General features: G+C 72.6%; 1 pseudogene. It reads left to right on the top strand.

The features are described 5' to 3' along the window. Window positions 1-401: pseudogene (gene glmM, locus DT057_RS35240) on the top strand (phosphoglucosamine mutase); the annotation flags it as partial.

Below are 401 nucleotides of genomic sequence, written 5' to 3'. Positions count from 1 at the left end.
GCGACCTCGGCCGGGCCAAGCGGATCGAGAGCGTGCATGCCCGCTACATCGAGTTCGCCAAGCGCACGCTGCCCCGCAACCTGACCCTCGACGGCCTGCGGGTGGTGGTCGACTGCGCCAACGGCGCCGCCTACCGGGTGGCGCCCGAGACCCTGTGGGAGCTCGGCGCCGAGGTCATCGCCATCGGCACCGAGCCGGACGGCTTCAACATCAACCGCGATGTCGGCTCGACCGCGCCGGACGCCCTGGTGCGCAAGGTGCGGGAGCTGCGCGCCGATATCGGGATCGCCCTCGACGGCGACGCCGACCGGGTGCTGGTGGTGGACGAGAAGGGCCAGCGGGTCGACGGCGACCAGCTGATGGCGGTCGTCGCCCGCTCCTGGCAGGAGGATGCCCGCCTG

The sequence above is a fragment of the Methylobacterium crusticola genome, assembly GCF_003574465.1.
Taxonomy (GTDB): Bacteria; Pseudomonadota; Alphaproteobacteria; order Rhizobiales; family Beijerinckiaceae; genus Methylobacterium; species Methylobacterium crusticola.
This window is presented reverse-complemented; position numbering and strand designations above follow the sequence as displayed.